Below are 21,947 nucleotides of genomic sequence, written 5' to 3'. Positions count from 1 at the left end.
CGGCCCGCGTCCGGAATGACTGGCGTCGTGGCACGTTTTACGTATAACCTCACCCGACGATCGCTCCTCGCGATCGCTGTTCCGAAAGGCCCCGATGAGACGCATCGCCCTGATCACCCTCGTCGTCGACGACTACGACGAGGCGATCCGCTTCTACACCGGAGCGCTCGGCTTCCGTCTCGCCGAGGACGCCCCGCGCCCGGACGGCTCCCGCTGGGTCGTCGTCGAACCGGGCGACGGGACCGGGACCGCGCTGCTGCTCGCCCGCGCCCGGACCGCGTCCCAGCAGGCCCGGGTGGGCGACCAGGCCGGCGGACGCGTCGCGTTCTTCCTGCACACCGGCGACTTCGCCCGCGACCACGCCCGGATGCGGGCGGCGGGCGTCACCTTCCTGGAGGAACCGCGGCAGGAGCCGTACGGCACGGTCGCCGTCTTCGAGGACCTGTACGGCAACCGCTGGGACCTGCTCCAGCCCGCCCCCGACGCGGGCTGACCACCGCACACCACCACCGCGCACACCACCACCGCTCGACTGCCCTAGGAAACGCCCCATGACCGCGCCCCGCATCGACACCGACACCCTCCGCCGGCTCCCCAAGGCCGTGCTGCACGACCACCTCGACGGCGGCCTGCGCCCCGCCACCGTCGTCGAACTCGCGGACGCGGTCGGCCACACCCTGCCCACGACCGACCCCGCCGAACTCGCCGCCTGGTACTACGACGCGGCCAACTCCGGCGACCTGGTCCGCTACATAGCCACCTTCGAGCACACCCTCGCCGTGATGCAGACCCGTGAGGGCCTGCTGCGCACCGCCGAGGAGTACGTCCTGGACCTGGCCGAGGACGGCGTCGTCTACGGAGAGGTGCGTTACGCCCCCGAACTGATGGTCAACGGCGGGCTGACCCTCACCGAGGTCGTGGAGACCGTCCAGGAGGGCCTCGCGGCGGGCATGGCCAAGGCCGCCGCCCAGGGCACCCCCGTCCGGGTCGGCACGCTGCTGTGCGGCATGCGGATGTTCGACCGCACCCGTGAGATCGCCGACCTGGCCGTCGCCCACCGCGACGCCGGTGTCGTCGGCTTCGACATCGCGGGCGCCGAGGACGGCTTCCCGCCCGCCGACCACCTGGCCGCGTTCGAGCACCTGCGCCGCGAGAGCGTGCCGTTCACCATCCACGCGGGCGAGGCGCACGGCCTGCCCAGCATCCACCAGGCCCTCCAGGTGTGCGGCGCCCAGCGCATCGGGCACGGCGTGCGCATCACCGAGGACATCGTCGACGGCAAGCTCGGCCGCCTCGCCGGCTGGGTGCGCGACCGCCGGATCGCCCTGGAGATGTGCCCGACCTCCAACCTCCAGACCGGCGCCGCCACCTCGATCGCCGAGCACCCCATCACGGAGCTGAAGGACCTGGGCTTCCGGGTCACCCTCAACACCGACAACCGCCTGGTGTCCGGCACCACGATGACCCGCGAGATGTCCCTGCTGGTCGAGCAGGCGGGCTGGACGGTCGAGGACCTGCGCACGGTCACGGTCAACGCCGTCAAGAGCGCGTTCCTCCCCTTCGACGAGCGCGTGAGCCTGATCCGGGACGTGGTGCTGCCGGGCTACGAGTCCGCGCTCTGAAGCAGCCCCCTGACGTAGGCGGCCTGTCCGGCGTGCTGGAGATCGTCGGACAGGACGCTGACCAGGCGCACGCCCAGCGTGACCGGCGGGTCCCAGTTCTCGTCGACGACGCGTTCCAGGTCCTTGGCGGTCAGTTGGCGCAGGGCGGTCAGGGTCTGCTCGTGCACGGCGTCGTAGTAGCCGGTCAGCAGCTCGCCGTCGTCGACCCGCACCTCGGCGACCTTCGCCGGGGTGTGCCCGTAGCCGGTGTCATAGCGGTCCAGGTGGAGCCCGAAGCGCTTCTGCCAGTCCCGCGCGAGCCACACCTGGTCGAGCCCGAACGCGTCGGCGACGTGGTCGTCCTGCACGCGCGTGAGGTGCCACACGAGCCAGGCCACGGAGTTGGCGCCGGCCGCGGGACGGGCGTTGAGCCATTCGGACGGCAGACCGTCGACGACGGCATGGACCTCTTCCCGGATGCGGGCATGGCCCTCGATGAGGATGTCCTTCGCATGCATGCGTCCACCTTGGCGCATCGCCGGCCGTCCCGCGTCCGGAATCCGGCCCGCGTCAGGCGGTGCCCGGCTCCTCCGCCTCGAGCAGGGTGATCAGGGCGCGGGCCGCCGGACTGGTGGCCTGTTCGGGCGGCAGCAGGGCGACGGTCTCGTACTCCGTCTCCGTGGCGCCCTTGAGCGGCAGCGCGGTGAGTGAAGGCCGCTTGTGCCGGAAGTGGCGCGGGACGACGGCGATGCCCAGGTTCTCGTCGACCAGGTCGAGCAGGCTGTGCACGTCGTTGACCTCCAGGGCCACCGTGCGGCGGACCCCCGCGGCGGCGAAGGCCGCGTCGGTGGTCCGGCGCGGCCCCCAGTCCGGGTGGAAGTCGACGAAGACCTCGCCGTCCAGGTCCCGCGGCGTCAGGACGGCCTGGGCGGACGCGAGCCGGTGCCCCGGGTGGCACAGGACCGTCATCGGCTCGCCGGCCAGGGAGACCGAGCGCAGCTGGTCGGTGTCCGCGCGGGTCCGGTAGGCGAACGCCAGGTCGAGCCGGCCGGCCGCGACCTCCTCCGCCAGCGCGCCCGAACCCGTCTGCCGCAGCCGGATCTCCACATCCGGGTGCCGCCGCCGGAACGCGGCGAGCAGCCCGGCCACATGCACCCCCGCGATGCACTGCTCGGTGCCCAGCGAGAGCGTGCCGCGCAGCACGCCCTGCACCGCCGCCACCGCCTCGTGCGCCGCCCGCACCTGCGCCAGGATCCGCTGCGCCTCGCCGAGCAGCGCCCGCCCGGCCTCCGTGAGCGTCACCCGGCGCGTGGTGCGCACGAACAGGGAGGTCTGCAACTCCCGCTCCAGCGCGCGAATCGACGCCGAGAGCCCCGACTGGGAGACCATGAGGCGCTCCGCCGCCCGGGTGAAGTGCCGGTCCTCGGCGACCGCGACGAAGTGCTGGAGATGACGCAGTTCCATGATTGAGCAGCGTAGTCGTTGAATCCCATCGGATTCTCCTGTTGGACCGCTGCCCCCGGGGCGCGCGAGAGTTGGGGACACTGGTTCCGCCGGAACCGTTCACCTCCGTGCCAACCCCGATGGAGTCGCGTTGTTCACCGCCCACCCCGACCGCTACGCGGACATGCCCTACCGGCGCACCGGACGCAGTGGCCTGAAGCTTCCCGCGCTGTCGCTCGGCCTGTGGCACAACTTCGGCCCGGACCGCCCGGTCGACACCCAGCGTGCGATCCTGCGCCGTGCCTTCGACCTCGGCGTCACCCACTTCGACCTGGCCAACAACTACGGCCCGCCGCCCGGCGCCGCCGAGTCGGCCCTCGGCGACGCGCTCCGGGCCGACTTCGGTCCCTACCGCGACGAGTTGGTCGTCTCCACCAAGGCGGGCTACCTGATGTGGCCCGGCCCGTACGGCGAATGGGGCTCCCGCAAGTACCTGCTGTCCTCGCTGGACCAGAGCCTGAAGCGGATGGGCCTGGATCATGTCGACATCTTCTACTCGCACCGCCCCGACCCGGACACCCCGCTGGAGGAGACCATGGGTGCCCTGCACTCGGCGGTCCAGCAGGGCAAGGCGCTCTACGTCGGCATCTCCAACTACTCCGCGGAGCAGACCCGCGAGGCCGCGCGGATCCTGGGCGAACTGGGCACCCCGCTGCTGATCCACCAGCCCCGCTACTCGATGCTCGACCGGCGCCCCGAGGAGGAGGGCCTGCTGGACGCCCTGGACGAGCTCCAGGTCGGCTCCATCGCCTACTCCCCGCTGGAGCAGGGCCTGCTCACCGCCCGCTACCTGGACGGCATCCCCGAGGACTCCCGGGCGGCCGGCGACAGCCCGTTCCTCGACTCCGCCGCGGTGACCGGCGAACTGGTCGGCAGGCTGCGCGCGCTGGACGAGATCGCCAAGTCCCGTGGCCAGTCCCTGGCGCAGATGGCGCTGGCCTGGGTGCTGCGCGGCGGACGGGTCACCTCGGCCCTGGTCGGCGCGAGCAGCCCGCAACAAATGGAGGACAGCGTCGCCGCGACGCGCTCCCTGGACTTCGACACGGAGGAACTGGCCCGCATCGACGCGGCCATCGCGTCCTAGCGCGCGCCCCGTCCGGCCCGAGGTGCGGGCCGACGGGCGCGCTCGCACCGGCCCCGGCGGAAACCCCGCCGGGGCCGGACCGCTTCCGGGACGGCGGGGGCTCAGGCCGCCGCCGGTACCCGGTCGAGGAAGCCGAGGACCGTGCGGATCCTGCCCTCACCGTCCAGGGTGATCACGTCGGAGCCCGCGACCGGGGCGGAGTCTCCCCCGGTACCCCCGGCCTCGCTCACGAGCTCCCAGGAGAAGCGGGCCGTGTCGTGGTGGCCGTCGACGCTGCCGGTGAGCCGGAAGGCGAACCCGGGAAACTGCTCGCGCACGGCACTGATGACGGCGGTGATCGCCTCGTGGCCCCCGGCGTCGGCCAGGGGGTCGGTGTAGGTGCCGTCGGGGGTCCAGGCGTCGGCCACCGCCTTCGCCCGGGCCGGGGCGTCCGGCGCGTTCCAGGCCTCGAAGTAACGGGTGACGGCGATCGTGTACCGGTCGGTCTGCGCGGACATGCTGAATCAGCCTCCATCGAGGTCGTAATCGCTGGTCGGAGCCCGGGTCCCGGTGCTCGGCGACCCGATGGGACCACCCTGCCGCGCGGACGCCGCCGGGGTCGATTACCCCGCGGGTCATGCTCGTGCGATCACTGAACGTCGCATTTCGGCCACCTGGCGTGAGGAATATGCCCGGAGACTGGCCGGAAAGTCGTGGTGACAGTGGTTCAGTAGTGAACATACTCGAATTCAGGGGCACTTCACCGCATAAAAGCCGCACGGACCGGGGCCGACCGGGCGGCGAAGCCACGGGGGAGGAGCAGTGCACGACGAATTCCTGTGCCATGTCACCGCGTACGGTGTGTGCGGCGGCCGCCGGATCGGCGTACCGCTCGGCACCTACCGGGCGCCCACCCTGGCCCTGGCCCTGTGGTGGCTGCGCGACCGCGCCTCCTGGATCGCCGAGCGGCTCGACCCCGGACCCGACACCCCCCATGTCCCGTCCGGCGCGCTGGTCCCGGTGCCGGAGTCCGTGCCCGACGTCCCCGCCATCCTGCGCGCCTGGTGCGCCGACGTGGCCCAACAGGAGATCGTGGCCGACGAGTTGACCGAGGGGAGGCTGGTGCGGATCGCCGCCAGTGACGAGACCACGGAGTACGAACTGCTCGCCGAGTCGGTGGACGCCCTCCGCATGCACCGGACCCTGCCCGCGCTCGTCATGCCCATGGCCTGACCGGCCGGTGCCGTGACCGGCGCGCGGCCAGAGCACCCAGGAAGCCCGTGACCAGACCCCACCCGGCGGCGAGGCCCAGCGCACCCCAGAACCGGGGACGCAGCAGCAGCTCTCCGGAGAGGCCGCCGCCCACGTCTCCGATGCCGAGGAGCGACAGACCGTAGTGCGCGGAGATCCGGCCGACGGCACAGACCGTCATGACCGTCAGCAGCAACGCGACGGCCATGCGGACGGCGTGCCGCCAGGCCGGCGTCCCGGCCGGGGAACGCGCCGCCATCAGGAACGCGGCGCCCAGCAGCAGCACCGCGTCCACGACCACCAGCCACCACACCCGGCCGTCGTGCTCGGCGAGCGTGCCGAGGTTGAGCGTGGAGACGTCCGGGGTGCGCAGCACCTCGTCGAGCAGACGCGGCATCGGCAGCCCGAACGGGCCGTCCACTCTGCCGTTCCAGGTGGCTCCCAGGCCGATGGTGAACACCGGCCAGACCACGTTGGGCAGCCCGAGCAGGATCACGGCGAAGTGCTCCGCCGGGCGCCCGCGGGTGGCCGCCGTCACGAGCGCGACGACGAGGCCCACGACCACGCACGCGAGCAGCAGGACCACCATGGCGTACGCCGCCGGACGCACCGGCTCCCGCCGGCGCAGCAGCCGCGCGGGCAACGGGGCCCCGGGCGCCACCAGGAGGGCCAGCACGAGTACGCCCGCCAGCCACAGCAGCCCGAAGAGCACGGTGAGCGGCACCCGCGCGGCGAAGCCGACCTCCGGCGCGGCGCCGAACAGCCCGCCGATGGCGCCGAGCATCCCGTTGCCGAGGTCGACGGCGAAGGTCTGCCGGGCGGCCAGCGCCAGGCCGATCAGCGCGAGCAGCCACAGGGCGGCGATCCGGGCGGCCCACCCGGCCAGTTCGCGCGCCCCGGCCACCGCACGGTGCCGGAGCGGCCGCAGGAAGCAGGCGGCGACGATGAGCGTGCCGACCAGCGTGACCGTGAGCGGCATCACCGTGATGCCCGCGTGGGTCCGGGCGAGCGGGCCTGCGTCGCCCGACAGGTCGACGCTGCCGCCGACGGCTGTCACCACGGTCGCGGCGACCACCCGGGGAAAGGCGTTGCCGGGAAGACGCGCCGCACCGGCCGCCCACAGCCCGAGCGCGGCCACCACGCCCATGCCGACCACTGCGGCCAGTACTGTGGCCAGGGCCTGTGCCCAGCCGTGCCGGGCCGTCGGCGGTGCCGGGGGACTCGGCGGGACCGGGAGGCTCGGCGGGACCGGGGGGCTCGCGGGGCTCACACCGCCACGCTAGGCAGGGCCCGGGCGCCGCGCCTGCCGGAGGGTCCGTCCGCGTCCGCCGACGGGTGGGACTGCCGGGCGCGGCTCGGGGTAACAGCACAGGTGCAGCAGTGTCCGGCCTGGCCGGCTTCCGAGAGAGACACGCATGACCGACCATCTGGACGGGGCAGTGATAGCGACTGGTTTCGACGTTCCCGTGGAACCGCTCCGGCGGGCGACGCACTACACCGGCGAACCCGGTTGCATCGCCGAGGCGCGTTCCTTCGCGGCGCACTTCCTGGACCAGCTCAGGACCGAGTGGTGCGCCGAGATCGGCCGCCGCTGCGGCGACGCGCTCCTGCTGGTGGTCAGTGAACTGGTCACCAACGCCGACCGGCACAGCGACGGGCCGTACATCCTGGAGCTGGAGGGCACGGGCAGCGCGGTGAACGTGTGCGTGTACGACAGCAGCGCCGTACTGCCCCGGCGCTTCCCCCGGGATCCGCGGCGGGTGGGCCGGCACGGCCTGGAGATCGTGCACGCGCTGGCGCTCGAGGTGACCGTGGAACGCGTCCCGGTGGGCAAGCGCGTCCGCGCGCTGGTCGAACTCGGCAACGAGTGACCAGCGCGCGGACGGAGTGACCGCCTGAGCGAGCCCGAGGACTTCCCGTCCGGACGGACTCTAGGCGCAGCCCAGTTCGCCGAGCATGCCCTGGCGGAGCTGGGTGATGATCCGCTTGATCAGCCGGGAGACGTGCATCTGCGAGCAGCCGAGCCGTTCGCCGATCTCCGCCTGGGTGGCCTCCTCCACGAACCGCAGATGGATGATCTGCCGGTCGCGTTCACTGAGCCCGGCCACCAGCGGCGCGAGGGCGTGGAAGTCCTCGACCAGCCTGATCCCGTCCTCCTCCACGCCGATGAAGTCGGCGAGCACCGCCTCGCCGTCCTCCGGTCCCTCACCGGTGAGGGCGGCGTCCAGCGACGCGGAGTTGTAGCCGTTGGAGGCGATCTGGGCCTCCACCACCTGGTCCTCGGATATGTTCATCAGCGTGGCGAGTTCGGCCAGCGTCGGGTCCCGGTCCAGGCGGCTGGACAGCTCCTCGCGCGCCCGGGCCAGTTCGACCCGCAGCTCCTGGAGCCGCCGCGGCACGTGCACCGCCCAGGTGGTGTCCCGGAAGAACCGCTTGATCTCGCCCACGATGTAGGGCAGGGCGAACGAGGTGAACTCCACCTCGCGCGCCAGCTCGAACCGGTCGATCGCCTTGATCAGGCCGATCATCCCGGTCTGGACGATGTCCTCCATGTCGTCGCCGCGGTTGCGGAACCGCCCGGCCGCGAACCGCACCAGCGACATGTTCATCTCGATGAGCGTGTTGCGGGCGTACTGGTACTCGTGCGTGCCCTCGTCGAGTTCGGTCAGACGCCGGAAGAAGTGGCGGGACAGCTCGCGGGCGTCACGCGGAGCGACCGTCCGCGGATCCTCCACCCCCGGCAGCGACCCGCCACCAGTCTCGGCCTTCCGGGTCTCCTCGACCGCTGCCCCGGACCGGATCACGGTGGTGTCCATCGCCTCTCCCACGTACGTCAAGGTTCGCCCTCTGCCTTGTCGGCCTGCGTACTTCAGCCCGGCGCTCAGGCACCGAGCGGTTGTGCGACCCCCGGGTACCCGGGGCGCCGGGATGTATGCCCGCGCCGTTCCCGGGGGGTCGCGCACCGCTCCTTGCCTGCCGGGCCGTTGGAGCTGCGGATACCCGCAGTCACCGAGGGCATTCCCTACGTGCCCCGGAGCGGCGCGAATTCGCCGGTGCGGGGAGGGCGGAGGAGGCGGTGGGGCGGGAGGACCCGGCCGCGGATTCACCCAGGGCGCAACCGCCCTCCCTTCCGCCCGAGTCCGGGACTCCTAGGCTGGGGGAATGAGCGAACGAGCGCCGAACCGAGCCCCCGTCATCCCTCTGCGCCCGCCGGCCGCGCGCCCGGCGCCGTCCCGCCCGGCACCCGAACGTCCCGCCCAGGGCCGCACTCCGGCGGCCGCGCCCAGGGAACCCCTCTGGCGCGATCTCGTCGGCGACGTCCTGCGCCGCGAACGGCTGGCGCAGGAGCGCACGCTCCAGGACGTCGCTGACACGGCGCGGATCTCGATGCCGTATCTGTCGGAGGTCGAACGCGGCCGCAAGGAGGCCTCCTCGGAGATCCTCGCGGCCGCCGCGCAGGCGCTCGGCATCGGCCTCGGTGACCTGCTCTCCCTCGTCCAGGACGAGCTGTCGCGCACCGCGGCACGTGGCACCGTCCGCAGCCGCGGTACCTCCGTCCCCCGCCACGGCGGACTGTGCCTGGCCGCCTGACACCCGCACCGGGCCGGCGCCCCGGAGCCGCGAGTCAAACAGGCGGGCCGGTGCATCGCGCGTCGGACTCGCGCGACGCCCCCGGCCCGCGTGGGTCAGACCCGTGCGAGGCGCCGGCTCAGTACCTCGTCGGCCAGCCCGTACGCCACCGCCTCCTCGGCGGTGAACACCTTGTCGCGGTCCATGTCCGCGCGCAGGGTCGCCGGGTCGTGGCCGGTGTGCCGGGACAGCACCTCCTCGACCTGGGAGCGGATCCGGCTCATCTCCCTGGCCTGGAGCGCCAGATCGGAGACCGTGCCCTGCCTGCCGCCGGAGGCCGGCTGCCCCAGCAGCACCCGGGCGTGCTCCAGCACGAACCGCCGCCCCGGGTCGCCGCCCGCCAGCAGCACCGCCGCCGTCGACGCCGCCTGCCCCACGCAGAACGTGGAGATCGGCGCCTGCACGAACGTCATCGTGTCGTAGATCGCCATCAGCGAAGTGAACGATCCACCGGGCGAGTTGAGGTAGATCGCGATCTCCTGGTCCGGGGCCGCCGACTCCAGGTGGAGCAACTGGGCGATGACGACGCCCGCGACACCGTCGTCGATCTCGGTGCCGAGGAAGACGATGCGTTCGTTCAGCAGCCTGCTGAACACGTCGTAGGACCGCTCACCCTGCGCGGTGCGCTCGACGACGTACGGAACCGTGTACGACCCCATGTCAGAGCCCCATCCGCCGACGCGAGTCGGCCGGGCGGATGCCGGCGACCGACTCCACCACCCGGTCCACCATCCCGTACTCCCTGGCCTGTTCGGCGGTGAACCAGCGGTCACGGTCGCCGTCCCGCCGGATCGTCTCCTCGCTCTGCCCGGTGTGCTCGGCGGTGAGCCGCTCGATGGTGCGCTTGGTGTGCTCCAGGTTCTCCGCCTGGATCTCGATGTCCGCGGTGGTGCCGCCGATGCCCGCCGACGGCTGGTGCATCATGATCCGCGCGTTCGGCAGCGCGAACCGCTTGCCGCGCGTGCCCACCGCGAGCAGGAACTGCCCCATGCTGGCGGCGAATCCCATCGCCAGGGTCGACACGTCGTTCGGGATGAGCTGCATCGTGTCGTAGATGGCGAGCCCGGCGGTGACGGATCCGCCGGGGCTGTTGATGTACAGGGCGATGTCGGTGCGCGGGTCCTCGGCCGACAGCAGCAGCAGTTGGGCGCACACCCGGTTGGCCGACACCTCGTCGACCTGGGTGCCGAGGAACACGATCCGCTGGGCGAGCAGCCCGGCCGCGAGATGGTCGTCGAACCGGCTGGGCGGGGTGTCGTGCTCCTCGGCGCGCGGCGCGAGCGCGCCGGTCGGGAGCAGTGCGGTCGGTGGCGTCATCGGGTCTCCTTGTCGTGGCACGGATGCCGTCGGCCCCACTGTCGGCCCGGTGCCACCGCCGCGTACGGTTTCTCTGCCCGTGGCAGATTCGCCACGGGCGGAGCGGCCCCGTCAGCCCTTCTCGCGGAGCTGCCGGAAGAACGCCCGTACGTCCGCGACCAGCAGGTCCGGCTCCTCCATCGCCGCGAAGTGGCCGCCCCGGTCGAACCGCGTCCAGCGCACGAGGTTCTCGGTGCGCTCCGCCCTGTGGCGCAGCGGGAGTTGCAGCTCGGCGGGGAAGACGGCGAGCGCGGTCGGGGCGGTCGACGGCTCGGTGGGCGCGGCGGCCCTGCCGGTGGCGTGCGCCCGCTCGTAGTAGATCCGCGCGGCCGAACCGGCCGTCCCGGTCAGCCAGTACAGCATCACGTCGGTGAGCATCCGGTCCCGGTCGACGGCCTCCTCGGGCAGGTCGTCGCAGTCCGTCCACTCACGGAACTTCTCGACGATCCAGGCGAGCTGGCCGACGGGCGAGTCGGTCAGCGCGTATGCCAGGGTCTGCGGGCGGCTGGCGTTCAGCGCCGCGTAGCCCGCGCCCTCCCGCTGCCAGGCGTCCCAGCGCCGCCACGACGCGAGCGTCCGCTCCCGCTCCTCGGCGCCGAGCCCGGCCAGCTCCTCCCCGGTCGGCTCGGTGGTCTGCTGCGCGCCCGGCAGCAGATTCAGATGGACACCGATCACCCGGCCGGAGTGGGCGCGGCCCAGCTCGCGGGAGATCACCGCGCCCCAGTCGCCGCCCTGCGCGCCGAACCGCTCGTAGCCGAGCCGCCGCATCAGCTCGGCCCACGCGTCGGCGACGCGTCCCGCCTCCCAGCCCCGTTCGGCGGTGGGCCCGGACAGCCCGAAGCCCGGGATGGTCGGCAGGACGAGGTGGAAGGCGTCGGCGGGGTCGCCGCCGTGGGCGGCCGGGTCGGTGAGCGGGCCCACGATGTCGAGGAACTCGACGATCGAGCCCGGCCAGCCGTGCGTGACGACCAGCGCGGTGGCGTCCGGCTCCGGCGAGCGGACGTGGGCGAAGTGCACGTTCGCCCCGTCGATCGTGGTCGTGAACTGCGGCCACCGGTTCAGCAGCTCCTCGGCCGCCCGCCAGTCGTAGTCGTGCCGCCAGTACCGCACGAGCTCGCGCAGGTAGTCGAGGGGCACGCCGTAGTCCCAGCCCGCGCCGGGCAGCTCGTCCGGCCAGCGGGTGCGGTCGAGGCGGTCGTGCAGGTCGTCGAGGTCGTTCTGCGGGACGCTGAGCCGGAAGGGCCGGATGCCGTCGGTGGGGGGTGACGTCGTCATGCCCGCGATGCTAATTCCGGGCCGGTGAAGCGCCCCATGGTTTTTTTTCGGACCCGCCGATGAGTTTCGCCGCGCGGGCCGGTCGGTACACACGAGCGCGTCCCACACCCCCAGGAGGAACCCGTGGCCACCGAAGGATTCACCACCTGTCTCTGGTTCGACGGCCAGGCCGAGGAGGCCGCCCACCACTACGTCTCGGTCTTCAGGAACTCCGGCATCGGGCGGATCGGCCGCTACACCGAGGCCGGACCCGGCCCGGCCGGATCCGTGATCGCGGTCGACTTCGTGGCGAACGGCCAGAAGTTCGTCGCGCTCAACGGCGGTCCGCAGTTCACGTTCAACGAGTCGATCTCCTTCCAGATCCACTGCGAGGACCAGGAGGAGATCGACCACTACTGGACCAGGCTTACCGAGGACGGCGGCGAGCCCGGCCCCTGCGGCTGGCTCAAGGACAAGTACGGCGTCTCCTGGCAGGTGGTCCCTGAGCGGCTCATCGACATGATCGGCGACCCCGACGCCGAGAAGGCGGACCGCACCACGCGGGCGATGCTCGCCATGGGCAAGCTCGACATCGCCGCCCTGGAAAGGGCGTACGCGGGCGAGTGACGGCGGGCGACGGGGGCGGTCCACCTTCCGGGGAGTGGACCGGACCCACCGGTCACCGCGCCGGGGCGAGGAAGCGCGCCCCGGTCAGGGCAGGTCGTTCACCAGCACCGCGGCCCCGTCGAAGCGGCCCGCCTTGAGGTCCTCCAGCGCCTGCGGGGCCCGCGAGAGCGGATACGTGTGCGTGGTGGCGCGCACCCCGTGCCGGGCGGCCAGGGCGAGGAAGTCCCGGCCGTCCTCGCGGGTGTTCGAGGTGACGCTGCGCAGTTCCTTCTCGTAGAACAGCTCGCTCTCGTAGCGCAGCGGCGGTGTGTCGCTCAGATGGATGCCCGCCACGGACAGCACGCCGCCCCGGTCGAGGGCCCGCAGTGCCACGGGGACCAGGTCGCCCACGGGGGCGAACAGGATCGCGCTGTCCAGCGGCTCGGGCGGCACCGCGTACGCGTCCTGGGCCGAGGACGCGCCCAGCTCCAGCGCGAGTCGCCGCGCGGCCTCCCCGCGGGTCATGACGTGCACCCTGGCGCCCTCCGCGAGGGCCACCTGCGCGCACAGATGGGCGCTGCCGCCGAACCCGTACAGGCCGAGGCGTCCACCGGGCGGCAGCGCGGCCCGGCGCAGCGCCCGGTACCCGATGATCCCCGCGCACAGCAGCGGCGCGAGCGCCACGTCGTCGACCTCGCCGGGCAGCCGGTAGGCGAAGGCGGCCGGGACGGTCGTGTACTCGGCGTAACCGCCGTCGGCGTCCCAGCCGGTGTACCGGGAGGCCGGGCACAGGTTCTCCGCGCCGCGCAGGCAGTACGCGCAGGTGCCGTCGGTGCGGCGCAGCCAGGCCACGCCCACCCGGTCGCCGGGCGCGAAGCCGGCGACCGCCCGCCCCCGGCCCGCGACCACGCCCACGACCTCGTGACCGGGCGTGACCCCGGCCCGGTGCACCGGCAGATCGCCCTCGGTGACGTGCAGATCGGTGCGGCACACCCCGCACGCGCGTACGTGCACCAGCAGCTCGTCGTCCCCCGGCTCGGGGACCGGCTTCACCGTCAGCCGCAGCGGCTTCTCCTCCACCGGCCGTGGTTCGGTGACCGTCCACGCCCGCATCGTGCCGTCCGCCATCTCGCGTCCCGTCCGCCGTGACCGCCCGGTCCTTCGCCGTCCGTCCCAGTGTGGAACAGGCGGGGCCGCTCGGCGCGCGACCGGACCGGGGAGTCAATAGCGTGAGGAAGGGACCAGTCACCGAACGGGAGAGGGCGGCGGCCATGGCGGTACAACCCGAGGGAACCCCGTGCTGGGCGGACGCGATGTTCAGCGACGTCGAGGGGGCCAAGAGCTTCTACGGCGACGTCCTCGGCTGGACCTTCGGAGAGTCCTCCTCGCAGTACGGCAACTACACCCAGGCCTACGCGGACGGAAAAGCGGTGGCCGCCGTCGTACCGCCCATGCCCGGGCAGGAGGGGCAGTCGCAGTGGTGCCTGTATCTCGCCTCGCCGGACGCCGCCGCCACCGCCCGCCGGATCCGCGACCACGGTGGTGAGGTGCTGATGGAGCCCATGCAGGTCGGAGACTTCGGCACCATGTGCCTGGCCCGGGAGCCCAGCGGCGCCGTGTTCGGTGTGTGGCAGGGCGGCACCCACGAGGGCTTCGAGGCGATCGCGGTGCCGGGCGCCTACTGCTGGGCGGAGCTGTTCACCCGGGAGCCCGCGACGGCGGACACCTTCCTCTCCGACGTCTTCGGCTACACCGCCAAGCAGATCCAGGACGAGGCGATCGACTTCCGCGTGTTCGACGTGGGCGGCGACCCGGTCCTCGGCCGCATGAGGATGTCGGACGACTTCCCGCCCGAGGTGCCCTCGTACATCAACATCTACTTCACCGTCGCGAACTGCGACGACGCGGTCGCCACCGCGACCCGGCGGGGCGGTGTGCTGCGGTTCGGCCCGCACGACAGCCCCTTCGGCCGGCTCGCGGCGCTCACCGACCCGCAGGGTGCGAACTTCTCGGTGATCGACGTCACCACGACCCAGGGCGAGAAGCCGCAGGCCGCGGACGTGTCCTAGGCCGTGTCCTGGACTGCGGTCCGGAGGGTGCGCCCGGGCGTGGCATGATCGAGCCCATGCGTGAACGTGTGGTGGCCGCCTGCGACGGGGCGTCGAAGGGAAATCCGGGTCCGGCGGGCTGGGCGTGGGTCGTCTCGGACGACGCGGGCAGTCCGGTCCGCTGGGAGGCGGGGGCGCTCGGCACCGCCACCAACAACATCGCCGAACTCACCGCGCTGGAGCGGCTGTTGACGGCGACCGACCCGGACGTGCCGCTTGAGGTGCGGATGGACTCGCAGTACGCGATGAAGGCCGTGACCACCTGGCTCCCCGGCTGGAAGCGCAACGGCTGGAAGACGGCCGCGGGCAAGCCGGTCGCCAACCAGGAGCTGGTCGTGCGGATCGACGGGCTGCTCCAGGGCCGTTCCGTCGACTTCCGCTACGTGCCAGCCCACCAGGTCGACGGCGACCCGCTCAACGACTTCGCGGACCGGGCGGCCAGCCAGGCGGCGAGCGCGCAGCAGTCCGCGGGCAGCGACCTCGGCTCGCCGGAGCCGCCGCCCTCGGCCCCCGTGTCCGCCGCCGCGCGCCGCCGCACGAACGGGACCAAGGCGGCACGGCCGCGCACCGGCGGCTCGTCGTCCCGCACGATCAAGGCGAAGTTCCCCGGCCAGTGCGTCTGCGGCCGCTCCTACGCGGCCGGCGAGTCCATCGCCCGCAACGACCAGGGCTGGGGCCACCCGGAGTGCCGCGCGGCGGCCGCCGGATAGCCGCGCCCGCCGGCGCACGGGGTACCGGCCCGCTCCGCGCGGGTGGACGTCTGATGACAGACTGTCGCCATGGACGAACGTGAATTCGGCAGGTCGCACCAGCACGCGTCGGTCGTCGGGCTCGGCACCTGGCAACTGGGCGCCGACTGGGGCGACGTGGACGACAAGGAAGCCCTCTCCGTCCTGGAGGCGGCCGCCGAGACGGGGGTGACCTTCTTCGACACCGCCGACGTCTACGGCGACGGACGCAGCGAGTCGGCCGTCGCCGCGTTCCTCGCCGGCCGGCCGGACCACCACGTGCTGGTCGCCACCAAGATGGGTCGGCGTGTCGAGCAGATCCCGGAGAGCTACGTCCTGGACAACTTCCGCGCCTGGAACGACCGTTCCCGGCGCAACCTGGGCGTCGACCGGATCGACCTGGTGCAGCTGCACTGCCCGCCCACCCCCGTCTACTCCAGCGACGCGGTGTTCGACGCGCTGGACACCCTGGTGGAGGAGGAGCGGATCGCCGCCTACGGGGTCAGCGTGGAGACCTGCGCCGAGGCCCTGACAGCGATCGCCCGGCCCAACGTGGCCAGCGTGCAGATCATCCTCAACCCGTTCCGCATGAAGCCGCTGCGCGAGGTGCTGCCCGCGGCGCGGGAGGCGGGCGTCGGCATCATCGCCCGGGTCCCGCTCGCCTCCGGGCTGCTGTCGGGCAAGTACACCAAGGACACCGTCTTCGCGGCCGACGACCACCGCACCTACAACCGGCACGGCGAGGCCTTCGACCAGGGCGAGACCTTCTCCGGCGTCGACTTCGCCACGGGCGTGGAGGCCGCGGCCGAGTTCGCCGCACTCGCCCCCGAGGGCTGGACCTCGGCCCAGCTCGCGCTGCGCTGGATCATCCAGCAGCCCGGCGTCACCACGGTCATCCCGGGCGCCCGCTCGCCGGAGCAGGCCCGCGCCAACGCCGCCGCCGCGAAGCTGCCCCCGCTGGCCGAGGAGACCCTCGCGGCGATCCGGGACCTCTACGAGCGCCGGATCAAGGACCAGGTGGAGGCCCGCTGGTAGCAGCGGGCCGGACCGTCCGCGGGAATCCTCCAGGCCCGGGCGCCGGCCCGGCGGTCGGGAGCAGTAGCCGACGCCGATCCGTCGCCGCCACACCATCCGGTGCGGCGGCGACGGCAGCCCCGCTCAGCTTCCGGTGAGCACCTCCGCGAGAAAGTTGTCGACACCGGCGTCCTCCTCGCCCGGGGCCACCACGGCGTAGGTGTCCCGCAGGAAGGCTCCGACGGCGGCCGCCCACACGAACACCGTCGCGTGCTGCCGTTCTCCGTCGGTGTGGGCGTCGCCGAAGAACTCCATGCACAGTTCCTCCGACAGGCCGTCGGAGACGGGGCGGAAGCGGACGTCGCCGACGCCGACGGGCTTCCCCAGCCCCTCTTCGAGCATGCCCCGGTCCACCTTCCACCGGGCCAGCACCCGCCCGTCGTGCGCGAAGACGATCGTGACGGCGAACGGGTCCTCGGCGTCGTAATCCAGGTGCGCCAGCACAGGGAAGCGTTCCGTGCCATGTGCCTGCAACTGCACCACCAGACTCTTGCGCACCATGGCGTTCACGAATTCGGCCCTCCGAGGACGACTGCGGGACATAGACCCCTCTGGTACCCCTGATCCGCACGAGATGCCCGGCCGTTCGGAGCAATCTCCGGGTGCCGCGACGGCCGGACCGCCGGCGCGGGTCAGCGCAGTTCGAACCGGTCCGCCCAGGACATGACGTCGGCGACCGCCGCGTTGCCGCCGCACACCACCAGGCCGAGCCGGACGTCCTGGCCCATCCGCTCCCGTACCTGCCGGGCGGCCGGCAGCAGACAGCCCGCGGCGGGCTCGGCCCAGACCTTGGCGTGCTCGGCGAGGTCGAGACTGCCTCGCACGGCCTCCCGGTCGGGCACCACGAGCACCTCGTGCACGAGGGCGCGGACATGCTCGTACGTCAGCCGCGACACCGTCGGGGCGCTCAGCGTCGTCACGAGCGAGGAGAGGGCGACCGGGACCGGGCCGCCGGACGCCAGCGCCTCGGACATGGCCTCGGCTCCCTCGGTCTCCACGCCCCAGACCCGCACCCGGGGCCGCAGCGCGTGCAGGGCCGCGGCGACGCCCGCGATCAGCCCGCCGCCCCCGATGCTGACGAGCACGTCGGTCAGCTCCCCGGCGTCGGCGGCCAGCTCCAGGCCGACGGTGCCCTGCCCGGCGACCACCACCTCGTCGTCGAAGGGATGGACCAGGGTGAGCCCCTCGTCCCGCAGCCGCGCGGCCGCGGCGAACGCCTCGTCCATGCCGTCCGTCAGCCGCACCGACGCCCCGGCCTCCTCGGCGATCGCGACGGACCGGGCGGGCGCCGAGCGCGGCATGACGACGGTGGCCTTCACATGCAGCGCGGCGGCCATCACGGCGAGCGCGATCCCGTGGTTGCCGCCGCTGACCGCGACCACGCCCGCGGCCCGCTCCGCCTCGTCGAGCGACAGCAGCCGCGCCGTGGCGCCGCGCGCCTTGAAGGAGCCCGTGCGCTGCAACAGCTCCAGCTTCGCGGTCACCGGGGTGCCGAGCAGCGCGGACAGGCCGGGGCTCGGCACGGTCGGGGTGCGCACGACGTGTCCGGCGATCCGCTCGGCGGCGGCTTCGATCTCCGAGATGCCGATCAAGACAGTCCCACCTTTCCGGCTTTCCGGCGCGGCTGGTGATCCGCGCCGACCCGACCCTCGCCTGCCGGGGTCGCGCGGGTCAACAGGTTCCGCCGGATCCGGCCCACGGGGCCTCTTCCGCCTCAGTTCTGCTGGGGCCGGTGCGGCGTCGCCTCGCTCGGCCGGACGACCACGTAGCCCTCGCCCTCCAGCATGAGCTGCACCGCCTCGCCCGACCCGCCGCGCAGCATCGAGCCGAACGACTGCGAGCGGTGCAGCGACGTCCTCAGATGCGCGGTCCAGCCGACGATCGCGTCCGTGTCGACGTACACGGGCTGCTGCGGCGTGACCGGTATGACCAGCGGGCTGCCCTCGCACACCAGGCCGAGCAGGCCCTGCCCGGTGAACACGCTGTTGAACAGACCGCCGCCCGCGATGCCCGAACCCTTCACCGTCCTGATCTCGTACGACAGGGTCGCGTCGAAGCACAGCACGTTGCGGCCGTTGACGGTGAACTCGTCACCCGGGCCGACCTCGACGACGAAGCAGTTCAGTGCCTCCTGCGCGAACCAGGCCTCGCCCTGCCCGCGCACGGTCATCAGCGGCAGCCCCTCCCCGGTGACCGCGCGCTTGAGCATGCCGCCGACGCCCTGGCCCTTGCGCTCGAACCGCAGATCACCGCGGTACGCCACCATCGAGCCCTGGCGGGCGAACATCTCGCCGTCCACCGTGTACTTGACGCACTTGGAGTTCTCGACGGTCATGCCCGGCGCGGTCGCGGGGCCCACCACGTACTCACTGGAAAACAGGTCACCCTTCATGCGGGCATCCTGGCCCGGAGGCAGCCGTTCCGCCAAGATCACTGCGCGAGGTCGTTCTCCGTCGCCGTGCCCGGCAGGTCGGCGGCGCCCAGCGCCTTCGTCCGCTTGCCGCAGAACGCCGACTCCAGGGTGCGCAGCATCGTCCGCTGCACCGGGCCGTTGTTGGAGGTGTTGGCGAGCGCGGCCAGGCTGCGTCTGCCGTCCTTGCTGGTGAACGCGTAGGTGTAGTAGCCCTGTACGGCGCCGGTGTGCCCGTACACCGACACTCCGCACGACAGGTCCCGGCGGCGCAGCCCGAGACCGTACGCCTGGCCGGTGCCCGCGGGGATCCACCGCTCCATCTGGGCCAACTGGGCGGGCGGAAGCAGCCGTCCGCCCAGCAGCGCCGAGAAGAACGTGTTGAGGTCGCGGGTGCTGGAGATGAGCGCGCCGGCGCTCTGCGCCCAGGACATCGTCTGCTCGGTGGCGTCCACCGGGGGCGACGCGGCCTCGTCGGGGGTGAGGTAGCCGCGCGCGTACCGGCCGGGGATCTTCGTGGCGGGGTGGACGTAGAAGGTGTCGTTCAGCTTCAGCGGCCTGATGACGCGGTTCTCGTAGGCGGTGCGCACCGGGTGGCCGGTCAGCTTCTCGATGAGCATTCCGACGACCACGAAGTTGGTGTTGGAGTAGGCGTAGGCGGCGCCGGGCGCCTGGGTGCGCGGGTGTTTCAGGGACAGCGCGAGCAGCTGACGGTACGTGAAGACCTTGGTGCGTACGGCCTCGAAGCCGGGGACGGTCCTGGCGAACAACTCGTCGGCGTAGTCGTACAGACCGCTGCGGTGGCTGAGCACGTGCCGCACCGTGATCCGGTCGTCGGGCAGGAGCCCCGGCAGGTAGTGATTGACCGGGTCGTCGAGCTTCACCCTTCCCTCGGCTGCCAGTTGCAGCAGTACGACGGCGGAGAATGTCTTGGTGACGCTGCCGATGCGGAACCGGTCGGCCGTGCTGATCCAGTCCCCGCTCCCGCGGTCGGCGACGCCCTCCGTGGCCGTGTACACCGTCGCGTGGTCGTCGTAGGAGAGGCGGTGGTCGTCGATCCGCGCCATGGCGCCCGGCGCGCCCTGCTTCAGAGCCGTGCGCAGGAGGGTGCCGAGTGCCGCCGTGTCCGGGGCGGGCAGCGCGTCCGGCGCCGCCGCCGTGCCGGGCCGGTGCTCCACCGCGTGCGCCGGACTCGCCAGCAGAGCCGCCACCAGCGCGCCGAGTACCGCACCGCTGCACACCGTTCGTGAGGCCATCCGATTCCTCCTCCGTCTCCGTCCGCGCGGCGATCCGTGCGAATCCGGCCACATCCGGGCAGAGCAACCCTCCCGCATCCGGCCGCGTCTTTCCGACCGACACACAGCTGAGTGGATCGGATGTCCCATCCAGAGGAAGTTCACTCGGTGAGCCAGGCGGATCGTCCGGGCCGCATGTCTTCGCGTGCGGTCAGAGCACGACGAGCAGCACGACCAGCAGCACGAGGCCGGCCGCCGCCGGACCGAGGATCTCGTACGCCCAGCGCACCTCGGGCCGGCCCTGGCCCTTCTTGGTCACGGCACCCGCCTCATGGAGCGCACGCAGGCTGTCCATGGCTTTGCCGGATCGCGGCCGCAGGCGTTCCGCCTCCGCGTTCGGCCGGTCGGGCCGTCCCGCGTCGAAGAGCCCGCGGCGGTCCAGGCCGGGACCACCTGGACTCTGCAAGGACTGGGCCAGCCTGACCTGCTCGCGCCCGGCTTGCCTGACGCCGCGCGCGGAGACCGGGACGGCCCACAACTGGTATTTGGTGCCCAACTGGTCGAAGACCTCATTGGAGTGGCCGGCCCGCAGACCGGAGACGGCGCCCCAGGGCAGGGTGACGGTGCGGAACGGGTTGCGGACGCGCAGCCGGTGGTCGTTGGCGAAGATCGCAGGACGCAAGGTGAAGGCGACCAGGAGCGGAATCACCAGCAGCATCGCCGCCAGCACCTTCCAGGGCATGCCGCCCTCGGTGCCGACGACCGCGTTGACGCCGAGCCACAGGACGACGGCAAGCAATATCGCTCCTGTGGCTATGCCGGCGGGCGACCGGAAGACACGGTCGGCGGAGGCGGCCTGCGCGGCGCTGGGTGGTGACTGCGGGTCAGGTGTCGACATACGCGCGATTGTGCCCGACATGAACACGCCCCGAACTCCCTCCCAGTCGAGATCGCCCAAGCCCACAGGACCACCGCAGTGACACCCATCAGGTCACAGCCACTGGGCCCAGCCGAAGGTCGCGATGTACGCACGCTCGATCGCCTGCCAGCTTCGTCCGCCGCGTCTGCGGACGACGGCCAGGGCCAGCACAAACCAGACCGCGAACATGCCACCGATGATCAACGGCCACTTGGGGCCCTCCAAGTACCCGACCGCACCGAGTACCAAGGCCGTCACCACCAGACCGAAGTGCGCCCCGCCCCGGCTGGAGCGCAACATCTCCCGGATCACCCGCCGATCCTCTGCGAGGACCCGCTCGTACGCGTTCGGAGCCGCCACCGCGCTGCGCTCCCGCCCCACGTCCTTCTCCACGAGACCCCCTCAACAGTTCCGGCCCTACGCAGGGCCGGACCACACCCCGACAGACGCACCCACCCTTCCCGACCGTTGCCCGGTCCAGCAGGCAAGGGCGGCGCACCACAGAGTGCCCGCATCTTCCCATCGCCTGCCCCTGTGGCCTAACTCGGCGCAGCGGCGCGGAGCCAATCGGTGAGCGCGGAGAAGTCGGCGTCTACGAGGCCTTTTGCCGGGTCGACGCGATGAAGGAGTGACGGCCCAGGGGGTTGGGCAGCGGTCCAGAGGCGGTCCATGGTGCTGATCTCGTCGTCGACCCAGATGAACGGCCGGCGGTTGGCCCACTCGACGAGGTGGCGGGTCTTCCAGTGCAGGCGGCGCGGGCTGTCTTCGGTGTAGGCGTCCGACCCTCCACGACGGGCAGCCTCGGCAGTCCGAGACGTGGGGCGACGGCCTGGTTGCATCCTCCATCCAGGTCGAGGCCCATACGAGTTCACAATCCAGGGCCAGGAGGCGTGGTCCAAGGCCGGGGTCGAGCCGCTCGAGCAGCGGGTTGTCCTGGTCAAGGGGTAGCTGGAAGTCGGAGACAGGGACCTGCGCGCGACTGGGGGACGGTCCGAACGGGATGAGTGGGCCGTCGACTTTACCGACCGTAGGAGCTCATGAACCGGCTCTGAACTGCGACGATTCATAGACTACATGTTCGCGACGGGAAGTTGAGGTCGTTGGCGAAGTTCGTCTAGTAGTACTTCGTTAGGTTGATTTGATCTTGGGTGCCGAGTCCGGCAGGCTGCCCGTGTGGACTTGGGGGAGATCGAGCAACTCCGGGGTGAG

The 21,947-nt window shown here is 72.2% G+C and carries 25 protein-coding genes and 1 pseudogene; 10 read left to right on the top strand and 16 right to left on the bottom strand.

Annotated features, from left to right (window positions below; all coding sequences use genetic code 11):
* The first annotated feature begins 94 nt into the window (after window positions 1–94).
* Together ACIP4X_RS31085 and ACIP4X_RS31080 are read left to right on the top strand one after the other, a co-directional pair.
* Entirely contained in the window at window positions 95–493 is a 399-nt protein-coding gene (locus tag ACIP4X_RS31085; protein WP_358733800.1) for a VOC family protein, read from the top strand.
* A gap of 58 nt (window positions 494–551) precedes the next feature.
* A complete protein-coding gene (locus ACIP4X_RS31080; protein ID WP_391459100.1) occupies window positions 552–1,622 on the top strand; it encodes an adenosine deaminase in 1,071 nt (356 codons plus the stop codon).
* On the opposite strand, the gene ACIP4X_RS31075 is transcribed toward ACIP4X_RS31080, so the two are convergent.
* Both ACIP4X_RS31075 and ACIP4X_RS31070 read right to left on the bottom strand, forming a co-directional pair.
* Window positions 1,604–2,119: a DinB family protein gene (locus ACIP4X_RS31075; protein ID WP_358733803.1), complete on the bottom strand. Its 516-nt coding sequence runs from the start codon at window positions 2,117–2,119 to the stop codon at window positions 1,604–1,606. The two genes, ACIP4X_RS31080 and ACIP4X_RS31075, sit on opposite strands and share 19 nt — an antisense overlap.
* A 52-nt stretch (window positions 2,120–2,171) precedes the next feature.
* Window positions 2,172–3,065, bottom strand: coding sequence for a LysR substrate-binding domain-containing protein (locus ACIP4X_RS31070; RefSeq protein ID WP_391459098.1), 894 nt, complete (start codon window positions 3,063–3,065; stop codon window positions 2,172–2,174).
* A 130-nt stretch (window positions 3,066–3,195) separates the two neighbouring features.
* Between ACIP4X_RS31070 and mgrA the strand changes: the two genes are divergently transcribed.
* Window positions 3,196–4,188, top strand: coding sequence for an L-glyceraldehyde 3-phosphate reductase (mgrA, locus tag ACIP4X_RS31065; RefSeq protein WP_391459096.1), 993 nt, complete (start codon window positions 3,196–3,198; stop codon window positions 4,186–4,188).
* Window positions 4,189–4,289: 101 nt separating this feature from the next.
* Here the strand turns inward: mgrA and ACIP4X_RS31060 are convergent, their stop codons facing one another.
* Window positions 4,290–4,685 carry a nuclear transport factor 2 family protein gene (locus ACIP4X_RS31060; RefSeq protein ID WP_391459095.1) on the bottom strand — a complete coding sequence of 132 codons (396 nt, stop codon included), beginning with the start codon at window positions 4,683–4,685 and terminating at the stop codon, window positions 4,290–4,292.
* A 304-nt stretch (window positions 4,686–4,989) separates the two neighbouring features.
* Here ACIP4X_RS31060 and ACIP4X_RS31055 point away from each other — a divergent pair, with 304 nt between their 5' ends.
* Complete coding sequence (locus ACIP4X_RS31055) at window positions 4,990–5,400, top strand: hypothetical protein (protein WP_358733811.1); 411 nt, start codon at window positions 4,990–4,992, stop codon at window positions 5,398–5,400.
* Here ACIP4X_RS31055 and ACIP4X_RS31050 read toward each other — a convergent pair.
* Window positions 5,384–6,565, bottom strand: a complete 1,182-nt coding sequence (locus ACIP4X_RS31050) for a streptophobe family protein (RefSeq protein ID WP_358733853.1) — start codon at window positions 6,563–6,565, stop codon at window positions 5,384–5,386. The genes ACIP4X_RS31055 and ACIP4X_RS31050 overlap by 17 nt on opposite strands.
* Window positions 6,566–6,833: 268 nt before the next feature.
* Here ACIP4X_RS31050 and ACIP4X_RS31045 point away from each other — a divergent pair, with 268 nt between their 5' ends.
* Window positions 6,834–7,289, top strand: coding sequence for an ATP-binding protein (locus ACIP4X_RS31045; protein WP_358733812.1), 456 nt, complete (start codon window positions 6,834–6,836; stop codon window positions 7,287–7,289).
* Window positions 7,290–7,349: 60 nt separating this feature from the next.
* Here ACIP4X_RS31045 and ACIP4X_RS31040 read toward each other — a convergent pair whose 3' ends face one another.
* A complete protein-coding gene (locus ACIP4X_RS31040; RefSeq protein WP_358733814.1) occupies window positions 7,350–8,234 on the bottom strand; it encodes an RNA polymerase sigma factor SigF in 885 nt (294 codons plus the stop codon).
* Window positions 8,235–8,580: 346 nt separating this feature from the next.
* Between ACIP4X_RS31040 and ACIP4X_RS31035 the strand changes: the two genes are divergently transcribed.
* Window positions 8,581–9,009 (top strand): helix-turn-helix domain-containing protein, encoded by a 429-nt coding sequence (locus ACIP4X_RS31035; RefSeq protein WP_358733816.1) that lies wholly within the window; start codon window positions 8,581–8,583, stop codon window positions 9,007–9,009.
* A gap of 95 nt (window positions 9,010–9,104) precedes the next feature.
* Here the strand turns inward: ACIP4X_RS31035 and ACIP4X_RS31030 are convergent, their stop codons facing one another.
* From ACIP4X_RS31030 to ACIP4X_RS31020, 3 genes are all read right to left on the bottom strand, one after another.
* Window positions 9,105–9,707 (bottom strand): ATP-dependent Clp protease proteolytic subunit, encoded by a 603-nt coding sequence (locus tag ACIP4X_RS31030; RefSeq protein ID WP_358733818.1) that lies wholly within the window; start codon window positions 9,705–9,707, stop codon window positions 9,105–9,107.
* A gap of 1 nt (window position 9,708) precedes the next feature.
* The gene (locus ACIP4X_RS31025; RefSeq protein WP_358733820.1) at window positions 9,709–10,365 is read right to left on the bottom strand and encodes an ATP-dependent Clp protease proteolytic subunit; all 657 of its coding nucleotides are present in this window, start codon (window positions 10,363–10,365) and stop codon (window positions 9,709–9,711) included.
* Between the two features lie 111 nt (window positions 10,366–10,476).
* Entirely contained in the window at window positions 10,477–11,679 is a 1,203-nt protein-coding gene (locus ACIP4X_RS31020) for an epoxide hydrolase family protein (RefSeq protein ID WP_401351521.1), read from the bottom strand.
* Window positions 11,680–11,802: 123 nt separating this feature from the next.
* Here ACIP4X_RS31020 and ACIP4X_RS31015 point away from each other — a divergent pair, with 123 nt between their 5' ends.
* Window positions 11,803–12,285 (top strand): VOC family protein, encoded by a 483-nt coding sequence (locus tag ACIP4X_RS31015; protein ID WP_358733824.1) that lies wholly within the window; start codon window positions 11,803–11,805, stop codon window positions 12,283–12,285.
* 84 nt (window positions 12,286–12,369) lie between these two features.
* Here the strand turns inward: ACIP4X_RS31015 and ACIP4X_RS31010 are convergent, their stop codons facing one another.
* Window positions 12,370–13,377, bottom strand: a complete 1,008-nt coding sequence (locus ACIP4X_RS31010) for a zinc-binding alcohol dehydrogenase family protein (RefSeq protein ID WP_358733855.1) — start codon at window positions 13,375–13,377, stop codon at window positions 12,370–12,372.
* Between the two features lie 158 nt (window positions 13,378–13,535).
* Here ACIP4X_RS31010 and ACIP4X_RS31005 point away from each other — a divergent pair, with 158 nt between their 5' ends.
* The 3 genes from ACIP4X_RS31005 to ACIP4X_RS30995 all read left to right on the top strand — a co-directional run bounded on the left by ACIP4X_RS31005 (window position 13,536) and on the right by ACIP4X_RS30995 (window position 16,135).
* The gene (locus tag ACIP4X_RS31005; RefSeq protein WP_391459240.1) at window positions 13,536–14,333 is read left to right on the top strand and encodes a VOC family protein; all 798 of its coding nucleotides are present in this window, start codon (window positions 13,536–13,538) and stop codon (window positions 14,331–14,333) included.
* A gap of 44 nt (window positions 14,334–14,377) precedes the next feature.
* Window positions 14,378–15,082 (top strand): ribonuclease H, encoded by a 705-nt coding sequence (locus ACIP4X_RS31000; RefSeq protein ID WP_401351518.1) that lies wholly within the window; start codon window positions 14,378–14,380, stop codon window positions 15,080–15,082.
* Between the two features lie 69 nt (window positions 15,083–15,151).
* Window positions 15,152–16,135 carry an aldo/keto reductase gene (locus ACIP4X_RS30995; protein WP_401351516.1) on the top strand — a complete coding sequence of 328 codons (984 nt, stop codon included), beginning with the start codon at window positions 15,152–15,154 and terminating at the stop codon, window positions 16,133–16,135.
* A 123-nt stretch (window positions 16,136–16,258) separates the two neighbouring features.
* Here ACIP4X_RS30995 and ACIP4X_RS30990 read toward each other — a convergent pair whose 3' ends face one another.
* From ACIP4X_RS30990 to ACIP4X_RS30960, 7 genes and pseudogenes are all read right to left on the bottom strand, one after another.
* Complete coding sequence (locus tag ACIP4X_RS30990) at window positions 16,259–16,684, bottom strand: SsgA family sporulation/cell division regulator (RefSeq protein ID WP_391459083.1); 426 nt, start codon at window positions 16,682–16,684, stop codon at window positions 16,259–16,261.
* A 122-nt stretch (window positions 16,685–16,806) separates the two neighbouring features.
* On the bottom strand, window positions 16,807–17,766 hold the full coding sequence (locus ACIP4X_RS30985; RefSeq protein ID WP_401351514.1) for a threonine/serine dehydratase: 960 nt from the start codon (window positions 17,764–17,766) through the stop codon (window positions 16,807–16,809).
* 122 nt (window positions 17,767–17,888) lie between these two features.
* Entirely contained in the window at window positions 17,889–18,566 is a 678-nt protein-coding gene (locus tag ACIP4X_RS30980; protein WP_391459079.1) for an AIM24 family protein, read from the bottom strand.
* 38 nt (window positions 18,567–18,604) lie between these two features.
* Complete coding sequence (locus tag ACIP4X_RS30975; protein ID WP_401351512.1) at window positions 18,605–19,840, bottom strand: serine hydrolase domain-containing protein; 1,236 nt, start codon at window positions 19,838–19,840, stop codon at window positions 18,605–18,607.
* A gap of 190 nt (window positions 19,841–20,030) precedes the next feature.
* Complete coding sequence (locus ACIP4X_RS30970; RefSeq protein ID WP_391459075.1) at window positions 20,031–20,717, bottom strand: PH domain-containing protein; 687 nt, start codon at window positions 20,715–20,717, stop codon at window positions 20,031–20,033.
* A gap of 93 nt (window positions 20,718–20,810) precedes the next feature.
* The gene (locus ACIP4X_RS30965; RefSeq protein ID WP_358733836.1) at window positions 20,811–21,131 is read right to left on the bottom strand and encodes a hypothetical protein; all 321 of its coding nucleotides are present in this window, start codon (window positions 21,129–21,131) and stop codon (window positions 20,811–20,813) included.
* Between the two features lie 146 nt (window positions 21,132–21,277).
* Window positions 21,278–21,740 (bottom strand): annotated as a pseudogene (locus tag ACIP4X_RS30960) (hypothetical protein).
* Window positions 21,741–21,947 lie beyond the last annotated feature (207 nt).

Source organism: Streptomyces sp. NPDC088817, from assembly GCF_044750345.1.
GTDB lineage: Bacteria > Actinomycetota > Actinomycetes > Streptomycetales > Streptomycetaceae > Streptomyces.
This window is presented reverse-complemented; position numbering and strand designations above follow the sequence as displayed.